The 11147-nt window shown below is 71.2% G+C and carries 7 protein-coding genes and 1 CRISPR repeat array; all 7 genes read left to right on the top strand.

From position 1 onward, the window contains the following. Positions 1-238 precede the first annotated feature (238 nt). The 7 genes from ACZ5CZ_RS34935 to cas5e all read left to right on the top strand — a co-directional run bounded on the left by ACZ5CZ_RS34935 (position 239) and on the right by cas5e (position 11144). Positions 239-496 carry a hypothetical protein gene (locus tag ACZ5CZ_RS34935; RefSeq protein WP_468948678.1) on the top strand — a complete coding sequence of 86 codons (258 nt, stop codon included), beginning with the start codon at positions 239-241 and terminating at the stop codon, positions 494-496. Continuing rightward, complete coding sequence (locus tag ACZ5CZ_RS34930) at positions 493-864, top strand: fic family toxin-antitoxin system, toxin component (RefSeq protein ID WP_385848519.1); 372 nt, start codon at positions 493-495, stop codon at positions 862-864. Before ACZ5CZ_RS34935 ends, ACZ5CZ_RS34930 begins: the two co-directional genes overlap by 4 nt. Before the next feature lie 179 nt (positions 865-1043). Next, positions 1044-2657: direct repeats of the CRISPR family, unit length 28 nt; unit sequence GAGCAACCCCCGCGGGCGCGGGGACGAC. 233 nt (positions 2658-2890) lie between these two features. Then, positions 2891-5824, top strand: a complete 2934-nt coding sequence (gene cas3, locus ACZ5CZ_RS34925) for a CRISPR-associated helicase Cas3' (RefSeq protein ID WP_468948675.1) — start codon at positions 2891-2893, stop codon at positions 5822-5824. Between the two features lie 322 nt (positions 5825-6146). After that, complete coding sequence (gene casA / locus ACZ5CZ_RS34920) at positions 6147-7856, top strand: type I-E CRISPR-associated protein Cse1/CasA (protein WP_468948672.1); 1710 nt, start codon at positions 6147-6149, stop codon at positions 7854-7856. Then, positions 7853-9043, top strand: coding sequence for a type I-E CRISPR-associated protein Cse2/CasB (casB, locus tag ACZ5CZ_RS34915; RefSeq protein ID WP_468948669.1), 1191 nt, complete (start codon positions 7853-7855; stop codon positions 9041-9043). Before casA ends, casB begins: the two co-directional genes overlap by 4 nt. 125 nt (positions 9044-9168) lie before the next feature. Continuing rightward, a complete protein-coding gene (cas7e, locus tag ACZ5CZ_RS34910) occupies positions 9169-10347 on the top strand; it encodes a type I-E CRISPR-associated protein Cas7/Cse4/CasC (protein WP_468948667.1) in 1179 nt (392 codons plus the stop codon). Beyond that, on the top strand, positions 10344-11144 hold the full coding sequence (cas5e, locus tag ACZ5CZ_RS34905; RefSeq protein WP_468948664.1) for a type I-E CRISPR-associated protein Cas5/CasD: 801 nt from the start codon (positions 10344-10346) through the stop codon (positions 11142-11144). Before cas7e ends, cas5e begins: the two co-directional genes overlap by 4 nt. Positions 11145-11147: the final 3 nt, after the last annotated feature.

The raw sequence follows: 11147 nt of genomic DNA, 5'->3' as shown, positions 1-11147 counted from the left end.
CGCTGGCGATGCTGGGCCGGATCGAGGAGGTCGAAGTCGAGGCCCCCGGGCGTAGGCCAGCGAGCAGAAGCGCCGCTGGCACAAACACAACTCGAACAGCGTGGATGCCGTCGCGGCGGCGAGGGCCGCCGACGCGGCCCGGCAGTGCACGGCCGAGTACCTGCTCGCGGTACGGCCGCGATATGGGAGCAGTGCTCGACTCCGTGGACTACCTGCTACCACCTTGCTACCATGCCCTGTGACCTCAATCAAGAAGCAGACGCAGGTCAGGCTCGAGGAGGACGTGCTGGCCGCCGGCAAAGCCGCCGCACGCGCTCGCCGACTGGATTTCAACAAGTACGTCGAGCGGCTCATCATCGAGGACACCACCGGTGCCCGCGCCGCCGGCATGACAGCCGCCCAGCGGCTCATCGACGAGCACAGTGCCTTCCTGGACGATCTGGAACAACAGCTCAACGCCCCCTATGACCAGCCCCACCCGGGCGCCGCCGCGTGATCCTGCACGTCGACGAATCCTGGATCCTGGAAGTGGCAGAACGGGCCGGACACCACGACCCGGCACCCGACGACTACGGCGTACCCATCGCCGCCATCGCCCGCCACCGCGGCGAACTCCTCGACCACCCGGTCTACGACGGCCCCTACGCCCGCGCAGCCGCCCTGGTCCACACCCTGGGCCGCTGCCGCTGGCTCGAGCGCTCCAACCTCACTGTCGCCTGCGCCGTCGCCGTCATGTACCTCGAGGCCAGCAACATCCCCGTCAACCCCACACGCGAGCAGCTCACCGCACTCGCCCACGAACTGAACAACCCGCGCTCCACCAGCACCCACATCGCCTCCCTGCTACGCACCTGGAAACCCTGACCTCGAGCCGCGCCGGCACGGGACCCCGGCCCGGCGCAGGCCGACGGGCATCGGTGCCGCCTCGCCGGTCACCGAACAACCCGGAAGCTCCAGCGACCAGGCACCTCCTTGTACTTTTGCGATCAGCTTCGGGCGCGGGGACGACGCGATGCCCCCGAAAATCCCCGGCCTCCACACGCCAGCACCCCCCGCGGGCGCGGGGACGACGCCACGGACACCTCGGTCGTGGCGTGGGAGATCGAGCAACCCCCGCGGGCGCGGGGACGACTTCTCGGTGTCGTAGTCGACCTTGAAGTAGCGCGAGCAACCCCCGCGGGCGCGGGGACGACCCGTTGGCGTCGAAGACGCCGGACTGGGTCTGCGAGCAACCCCCGCGGGCGCGGGGACGACGCGCTACCAGGCGCGTCAGTCGAGGTAGCCGAGGAGCAACCCCCGCGGGCGCGGGGACGACCCCGGCCGAGGTCGCCCTGTTCGGCCGCATGGTGAGCAACCCCCGCGGGCGCGGGGACGACCAGGACGTCCTTGACTACTGGCGCAAGCACGGCGAGCAACCCCCGCGGGCGCGGGGACGACCCGACGGCCCCGTCCTGTGACACGACGACCTGGGAGCAACCCCCGCGGGCGCGGGGACGACGACCATCGTGGCGAGGATCGGCGATGCGCTGTGGAGCAACCCCCGCGGGTGCGGGGACGACGAGCAGATCGCGCGGACCGACGCGGAACTGGCCGAGCAACCCCCGCGGGTGCGGGGACGACACGAAATCGCGGTAGCTTCCCGACACACCGTGAGAGCAACCCCCGCGGGTGCGGGGACGACATACCACCGTCGGGGCGGGCCCACCCGGTTCAGGAGCAACCCCCGCGGGTGCGGGGACGACGCGTCTTCCCCTCTGCCACCGAGCGGGAGCGCAGAGCAACCCCCGCGGGTGCGGGGACGACGGTTCCGACAACCCGTTCTTCGTGAAGTCGCGGGAGCAACCCCCGCGGGTGCGGGGACGACGCCCGGCCCCTGCACGGCGTGCCGGATCGGGCGGGGCAACCCCCGCGGGTGCGGGGACGACCCCGGACCAGCAAGGCGGCTGGGCACGCAGATAGAGCAACCCCCGCGGGTGCGGGGACGACCGTGCGTTGACGGCCAGCCGCCTGGGGAACGAGGAGCAACCCCCGCGGGCGCGGGGACGACCCGAGGCGCGTGGCTGCGAGCGACGCCTGGGGGGAGCTACCCCCGCGGGCGCGGGGACGACGACAGGTCGCGCGTCACGAAGCCCCGGTATCCGGAGCTACCCCCGCGGGGGCGGGGACGACTAGGCCACCAGCGGCTCCTCGACCGGAGGCAGGGAGCTACCCCCGCGGGCGCGGGGACGACGGCAGGGGCAGCGGTGCGCGAGGGCATCGGGTGGAGCTACCCCCGCGGGTGCGGGGACGACACGCCGGACAGCGCACCATCACCGTCAACCTCAGAGCAACCCCCGCGGGTGCGGGGACGACGCGGCCTGCAACTCGAAGTTGATGCGCTGCTGGGAGCAACCCCCGCGGGTGCGGGGACGACTACCCGGGCAACACCCCTCCGCCCCGAGCCCCGGAGCAACCCCCGCGGGTGCGGGGACGACCACCGCAAGGTCGCGCTCGTGTCCGACCGGGCAGAGCAACCCCCGCGGGTGCGGGGACGACCTTTTTCAGATCAGCCGTAGCGCTCACCCGGAGGAGCAACCCCCGCGGGTGCGGGGACGACTGATCCTGGCCGCAGGCGGGAGCGCCGACAACGGAGCAACCCCCGCGGGTGCGGGGACGACACTTGTTGAGCTGGGGCGACGCTACCAAGAACTGGGTTTTTCATTCACGTGGTTTCGACTCTGATTTCTCATATCAGTGATCGATTCCCTGCCAGGTGATGCTCCGGTCAGGCAGACGTGTGCGGGAGATCCCCGGCTGGTGGCCGACCACTCCCACGCCTTTCGGGGGCCTGGGTACGACCTTGATGTCAGTGGCGGGGTTTATGGTGCCGGCACCTTGGATTGGGGGTGCCATGTATCGGGAGGCTTCGGTCGTCGAGTTGATGAAGGCGATGGGGCTGTCGCCGGAGACTGTCGAGCGGGTGTCGCGGCTGTGGGGGAAGTCGGCCGCGCGCAACGGTGGACGAACTCATCTGTTGCTGGGGCATCTGCTGGACACGGCTGCTGTGGCGGGAGTGATGTGGGACCGGTACGTGTCAGCCGGTTTCCGGCGGCGGCTGGACGAGATCAGCGGGGGCCGGGGGCGACTGTGGTTCATGTGGGTGTGCGGCATCCATGACTGTGGGAAGGCGTGCCCGGCGTTTCAGGCGATGGACGCGGCCGAGGCGGCGCCGGTGCTGGCGGCGGGGCTGAGGTGGGGGCGGTTACCGGCGGGTCGGCAGAGGCGGTGGCGTCATGATGTGGCCGGAGCCGTGCTGCTGAGGCCGCGGCTGGTTGCCGAGTGGGGTGGCGAGGAGGCTGCCGGGTGGGTGTGGCCGCTGGTCGCCGGACACCATGGGACGTTTCCGTCGGCCGCTGCTCTGAGCCCGCCGCGTGGAGCGCAGGGCAGGGGTGCCGTTTGGGAGGAGGCCCAGCGGGCGGTCGTGGACGTTTTCACGCGTGCCGTGGGCTTCAACGATCTGGCGGATGCGCGGCCAGCGGGCTCTTTGCGGAAGGCCGAGCAGCTGGCGCTGTCGGGTCTGATCGTGATGGCGGACTGGGTCGCCAGCGACAGCAGTCAGTTCCCCGGCCTTGCAGATGCCGGTCTGGTCTCCTTCGCCGAGGCGCGACGGCGTGCGGTGGCGGCATGGGAGCGGCTGGGGCTTCGGGGCGGCTGGGGGGATCTGCCGTTGCCGGACAGCGCGCTGGCGCCGCTGACTCATCGGCTGGGTGTGCAGCCGCGGGCGTCGCAGCGGGAGCTGGTGGAGCGGGCGTGGTCGATGCCGGCGCCGGGGCTGCTGGTGGCTGAGGCTCCCATGGGTGAGGGGAAGACGAAGGCGGCGCTTGCGGCCGCTGAGGTTCTGGCGGCGCGGTTCGGTCTCGACGGGGTGTTTGTTGCGATGCCGACGCAGGCGACGAGCGATCCGATGTATGAGCAGGTGCTGCGGTGGGTGCGCACCTTTGATCCGGAGTTGGAGTCACAGGTTGCGCTCCTGCACGGCCGTCGGCGGTTCAACGCCGGGTGGCGGGCCATCTGGGAGGGTAAGTCGCGCCCGGACGGTGACGGGTGTGGGTGCGGGGTCGAGGGCCGCCCCGGGGTGGTGGACCTGGCCGACGACGACTTTGGTGCGATTGACGAGGACGCCGATTACGGCATGGCGTCAGCTCAGTCTTCGACAGGCCGGGCGACCGGTTTCGGGGCGGACGGTCCGGCGTACTGGTTCTTGGGGGACAAGCGCGGACTGCTCACCGCGTTCGCGGTCGGCACGGTTGATCATCTCTTGCATGCGGCGACCCGGACCCGGCACGTGATGCTGCGGTTCGCTGGGCTTGTGGGGAAGGTCGTCGTCGTGGACGAGGTTCACGCTGCGGACGTCTACATGCGGCAGTTCCTCGTCGAGGCGTTGCGCTGGCTGGGGCAGGCGGGGGTTCCCGTGGTGCTGCTTTCTGCGACGCTGCCGCCTGCTCAGCGGCAGCTGTTCGTCGACGCCTACCTGTCTGGTGTGCTCGGCACGGCGGACGTGCATCAGGATGTGCCGGAGCCAGCCGGGTACCCCTGTGTCACGGTGGCCTACGGCGTGAACGGCCAGGCGGTCGTTGAGACGTCGCGGGAGGCGGTGGGGTCCTGGCGGGAGTCGCTGCCGGTGCAGCTGGCCTGGCTGGCGGATACGGATCCTTCGGGGAAGCGGGTTGCCGCGGCTGCGCGGGAGGCCGTCGCAGGCGGAGGAGTCGCCCTGGTGGTGGTCAACCAGGTCGACCGGGCTCAGGGGATCTACCGTGATCTGTGCGAGGGCGGCTTCGACGGCGTTGTGTACCTGCTGCATGCGCGGTTGTGCGCTGCCCACCGTGCGGAGCGGACAGCGGAGTGCCTGCGTCTTATGGGGCCGGAGGCCGGCGATGGCCGGCCGGAGCGGATGGTGGTGATCGCCACCCAGCTCGCTGAGCAGTCCTTCGACGTGGACGCTGACGTACTGATCACCGACTTGGCGCCGACCGACTTGCTCCTGCAGCGCATCGGCCGGCTGCACCGTCACGGTGGTACCCGTCGTCCGGCCGCCCACCGCGTGCCTCGGGTGGTGGTCACCGGTGTGGCATGGGGGGAGGACGGGACACCACGGTTCCTGCGGGCCTCGGAGCGGATCTATGGCCTGTGGTCGCTGCTGCGGGCGGCGGCCCTGGTGTCGGAGGCTGCAGGGGCTCTTACGGCTGCGGCCGCGGGCGGGCCGGCGGGGGAGTGGAGCATTCCCGCTGACGTGCCGGGTCTGGTGGCGCGGGCGTACGGGGAGACCGGGATTTGTCCGGCAGGGTGGAACGAGGCCGGCGCGTGGGAGCAGTGGCAGGCGAGGGAACGGAAGCGGGAGGAGGGCGCCGGGGAGTACCTGCTGTGCCGCCGGCGGGAGTGGGCCTTCCCGACGCTGGAGGGGCTTCACTATGCCGGCAGCCGGGCCGCGTCGGAGGAGGAGCTGGATGCCGTCGTCCGTGATGGTGATCCGTCCGTCGAAGTGGTCATCGTGCGGCGGGTTTCCGGCGGTTACCGGGCTGTCGACGGGACGTGGCTGGGAGTGCACGGTGAGGTGGATGACGATGAGGTGACGGACCGGCTGATGGGCGGCACTGTCCGTCTTCCTTCGCGTCTTACGGAGGCGGCCCGGGCGGAGCTGGGTCCGCTTGCGGGGTGGGCCGGCCGGCCCTGGCTGCGCTTCCGGTCGGCGCTTGTGCTGGAGGAGGACGGTACGGCGCTGCTGGGCGCGGACCGGGTGTCGTATGACGAGGTGCTGGGGCTGGTCATTGAGCGGGGTTCGAGGTGAGTCGGCTGTGGAGCCGGGCCGGGACCGCTTTCCCCCGCGTGGCGGGGACGGCTTTTGGTGCTGGGTGAAGTAGCAAACGGGAACACCCCCGTGGAACTCGCTCCGTTTCGGGGAGGGCTCCGGCTCCACGAGCCGTGCGCAGAGTACCCGCTTCCTGGCGGGAGCGCTGCGGTTTGGCAGATGTGTCGCCGAGTCGCCGGATCCGCTTGAAGTACCAAACGTTGCCTGCCACGCTGTCCATGCTCAACAGAGACCAACTTCCCATGAAAAGACGGGATTTGGTCTGTTCAATGCGTCCGGGGGGACGTGGGAAGGCTCATCCATGGAGGGGGGACCAGCCATGACCGGCGAGGGAGACCTCGTTCACGACAGATGGCTCCAAGTCGTCGTTCGTGATGACGTCCGGCAGGCCGTCGGCCTGGGGGAGGCGTTATCCGAGGCGCACACCATTCGGCGTCTTGAGCTGCCGGTGCACACGATGCTGCCGGTGGTGCTCCGGCAGCTGCTGCTGCCGGTGATGATCGACGCCCTCGGAGCACCTCGGACCCGGCAGGAGTGGAGCGAGCGGTTTCACCGTGGCCGCTTCTCACAGGAGGAACGGGACCGCCTCGCGCACTATATGGGCCCCCGCTACGGCGACCGGTTCCATCTGTTTCACCCGGAGCGCCCGTTCGCGCAGGTCGCCGGCCTGGAAGCGTTGAACAAGGAGACGAAGACGGCCGCTCAGCTGGTGCCGTCCGTGGCGTCCGGGAACAACGTGCCCCTGTTCAGCGCGCTCAGTGAGGCCGACGAGTTGGTGCTCCCGCCGGGGGACGCGGCGCTGTGGCTGCTGCACGTGCATTGCTGGGACACCGCGTCGATCAAGACCGGGGCTGTGGGGGACCCGCAGGCGAAGAACGGGAAGACGACCGGAAACCCGACCGGGCCGCTCGGTCAGCTCGGAGTCGTCGTCCCCACCGGCGAGACGCTGTACGAGACGCTGCTGCTGAACACACCGATCCTGTACGACGGGCTGGAGCCGGGGGACCGGCCGCAGTGGGCGTGGAACGAGCGCCCGGCCGGCCTGGGCTGCAAGTCGCCGGCCGAGCCCGCCTGGTCCGAGCGCCCGGCGACCGGTCTGCTGGACCTGCTCACCTTCCAGGCCCGCCGGATCCGGCTGATCGCCTGCGAGACGGAGCAGGGGCTGCGCGTGCACCGGGCCATCGTGTCGGCCGGCGACCGGCTGGCGCAGACGCCCGAGGACGAGCCGCACACAGCGTGGCAGCACACCGCCAAGCCGAAGAAGGGACAGCCCCACCGGCGGCCCCGCCGGCACACTTCGGGCCGCGCCGCCTGGCAGGGGCTGGGAACGCTCCTGGCGATGACGCTGCCCGTGCAGGGCGACGGTCCCTACACCTCGAAGCTGCTGCGCCAGATCGGAGACCTGCAGCACGCCGGGGTGCTGTCCGCGCAGTATCCGCTGGGGCTGGAGACATCGGGTCTGGAGTACGGCACGCAGTCCGCCGTGGTGGAGAACGCCCTCGGCGACGACCTGCCCCTGCCGGTGAAGGCCCTGCTCGCTCAGGACGACGGGCTGCGTGAAGCCCTGCTGGACTGCGTGGCGCAGGCGGACCAGGCCGCCCGGGCCCTGGACGGTCTCAACAACGACCTGCGGCGTGCCGCCGGCGGCGATCCGCTGCCCCGTGACAAGGGCAGCAGGCCGTCCGCGCAGTTCTTGCACAGCCTTGATGGAACCATGCGCCGCCTGCTCGCCGGCCTGCGGACCGTCGGCGAGGACGACGAGGAACTGCTGGAGCGTGCACTGCTGGCCTGGGAGCAGTGCGTGCAGATCGCCGCCGACCGGGAGGCAGACCTCCTGATGGCGGCAGCCCCGCCGCGGGCGGTGGTGGGCCGCACGGTGAAGAACGGCGACAAGGAGTTCGTCTACCGCAGCGGCAAGGCTCTCGGCGTCTTCCGGGCCAGGCTCGCCGACATCCTGCCGCGGGCCTGCGAGGAACGCCGCGTTCAGCGCGAGGAGGCCGCCGCAGCATGACCACCACCAGCAGCACCGGCAGCACCGGCAGCATCCGCCCCGCGGCGGGCCGGACCCGGCTGTTCTTCTGGGAGGAGGCGGCCCGGGACTGGCAGTCGGCGCGCGCTCAGGGGCGGCGACCGGAATTCCCCGAGTACGTCGCACGCAACCTGCGCATCCTGCGCGAGGCCATCAACCAGGAGGCCGGCACCGACCCGTCCCTGCGGTCCGTGCATCGCGTCCCCCTGCTGGACGACGGCTGCGACCGCCTCCCTAGCCGCTACGTCGCAGAGCACCACACGCTCACCCTGTTCGGGCTGCACCAGCACGCCGTGTCCGAGCCCGTCCACCAGCCGAATGTCGGTCTGGGAACCGCCTGCCTGATGCTGCGCCGCAGCCAGGCGCTGACGCAGGCCTCCGTGGAGCGGCGGCTGACCGCGGCCGCGACCGCCCAGGACCTCCACGAGCTGGTGCAGCACCTTCAGCGGCTCGTGCCGCTCCTGCGGCAGGCGGGCATCGGCCTGGACTACACCCGCCTGTTTCGCGAGCTGACCGCATGGGACGGCCCGGGCCGCAATCGGGTGCTGCGGTCCTGGGGCCTGCAGTACACCGATCCCGGCACACTGGCCCCCGAAGACGAGGAAAATGCCGGGCCGGAGCGGGCGCCGTACTGGGTGACGTTCGACCCCGCCAGCGCGCAGGCGGGAGCGGAACTGGCCGCGCTGCGCTCGGGCACCGGCCGCGAGCCGGGCACGGTCGCTGCCATGTGGCCGTTCCACCGCACCCGCATGGCATCAAAGTGGCGGAACAAGGGATCCCTCACCCGGGACCTGGTGGCCGAGCACACCGCGCTCACCCTCTTCGCCCGCCACCAGCACACTCACGACCGGCGGATGCACCTCACGGGCCACAGCCCGGGCACCGCCGCCGGCCTCCTCGCCCGCAAGGCCGCCGCGAACAGCGAAGGCAAGGCCGCCACCGCCGCGCTGGAGCGACGCTTGGGCCTTCTGCTCACCTCCGCCGACGCCGACGAACTCGCCATGCACCTGCGGTCCTTCATCCCGCTGCTGAACCAGGCCGCAGTCGGACTCGACTACGACCTGCTCCGCACCGCTGTGCGGACCTGGGACGACCCCCGCCGCCCGGATGCCGCCTCCGGCTTCCGGCAGCGGTGGGACCGCGACTTCCACATCGCCGCCTCCTCCTGACGCCACGCGGGCGAGCCGGCCGTTACCGCACCCAAAGGCTTTCGGGCCGGCGCCACCCCGCCACGTCAACCCGTCCTCCTGCGCGCCCGCTCGCGCGGCGCCCCCTGCCTTCAAGGAGTCATGCCATGAGCCAGCCCACCCTCTTCGTCGAGGTCCACATCCTGCAGAGCCTGCCGCCGTCCAACGTGAACCGGGACGACTCCGGCACCCCGAAGCAGGCGGTCTACGGCGGTGCCCGCCGCGCCCGCGTTTCCTCGCAGGCGTGGAAGCGGGCCACCCGCACCGAATACGCCAAGCACGTGCCGGAAACGGACCGGGCCACCCGCACCAAGCGGATCGCCGCCCTGCTCACCCAGCGTCTCGCCCTCCCCGCGGCCGAGGGTGGCGCCGGCCTCACCGGCGAGCAGGCCGACCGCCTGGCCGCCGCCCTGCTGGAGCCGCTCGGCATCACCAAGTCCGCCAAGCAGGCCGACCAGTCCGCCTACCTGCTGTTCTTCGGCAAGAAGCAGCTCGACGCCCTGGTGAAGCTGCTTGACGGCCGCGCTGCCGAGCTCGCCGTCCTGCCCGACGACGATCTGAAGAACGCGGTGAAGAACCTCGCCGTCGTCCAGACCCTGTCCACCGGACACCCGGCCGAGGTCGCCCTGTTCGGCCGCATGGTCGCCGATCTGCCCGCCCTGAACGTGGACGCCTCCGTCCAGGTCGCGCACGCCCTGTCCACCCACGCCGTGCGCACCGAGTTCGACTACTACACCGCCGTCGACGACGAGAACCACGACGACCACGGCGCCGGCATGATCGGCACCGTCGAGTTCAACTCCTCCACCCTGTACCGCTACGCCGTCCTCGGCGTGCACCAGCTGCGGGAGAACCTCACCGACGCCGAGGAGACCCGACAGGCCGCGGTCCGGTTCGTCGATGCGTTCACCCGGTCCATGCCGACCGGACACCAGAACTCCTTCGCCCACCGCACCCTGCCCCACCTGGTGCTGCTGACCGTCCGCGCCGGCCAGCCCGTGAACCTCGTCTCCGCCTACGAAGAGCCCGTCACCGGCGTCACCGGCCTGGCCTCGGAATCCGTCGTGCGGCTCGCCGACGAACTCCAGGCGGTCGGCGAGACCTGGGGCGACAAGCCGCTTCGGACTTTGGCCACCTACACCGCCGAAGGCGACAAAATCACCGAGGTCTTCGGCCCCTCCCTGTCCTTCCCCTCCCTGCTCGACTCCGTCGACGCCCTGCTCGGGCAGTGGCTCGCTGACGGCGAGATCGCCCCCGCCCAGAGCGCGGAGGCCGGCGCCCGATGACCGGCACCGACCACGCCGTGCTCGTACTGCGGCTGGCCGCCCCGCTCCAGTCCTGGGGCGGCCCCTCCCGTTACAACCGGCGCGAAACGCGTCCCCAGCCCACCAAGTCCGGCATCCTCGGCCTGCTGTCCGCCGCCGAGGGCCGCGACCGTGAGGCCCCTCTCACCGACCTGGTCGGCCTGCAACTCGGCGTCCGGGTGGACCAGCCCGGCACCCTGCTGCGGGACTACCACACCTACAGCGACTACCGCGGGCTGCCGCTGCTGTCGGCCAAAGCCAACGCCAAGGGACAGCAGACCCGGACCACCCCGCCCAAGTACACCGGCGTCACCCAGCGTTTCTACCTTCAGGACGCCGTCTTCGTCGCTGCCCTCCGCGGCCCGAAAGCCCTGATGGAAGGCCTGGAAGAAGCCGTCCGCCACCCCGTTTTCCCGCTCTGCCTGGGCCGCCGCTCCTGCCCGCCGACCGGACCCGTCAGCCTCGGACTCCACGCCGACACCGGGCTGGAGGAAGCCCTGAAGGACGTGCCATGGCAGGCAGGCGCCCACCGCCGCCGGCAGGCCCGCAGCGCCACCGTGTCCCTGGAGGCCACCATCGAGGACCCGGCCGGTGACCAGCTCGCCGTCGACGTCCCCGACACCTACGACCTCAAGACCGGAACCCGGTTCGGCCGGCGCGCCGTCCGTCACCTCTGGGTCACCGTCTCCACCGGCCGCACCCAGCCGGCCCGCCCCCCAGCGGACACCGGCACCACCGGACACTCCGACCACGACCCGTTCGCCCTCCTGGGCTGGTGACCA

The sequence above is a fragment of the Streptomyces sp. NPDC031418 genome, from assembly GCF_055581605.1.
This window is presented reverse-complemented; position numbering and strand designations above follow the sequence as displayed.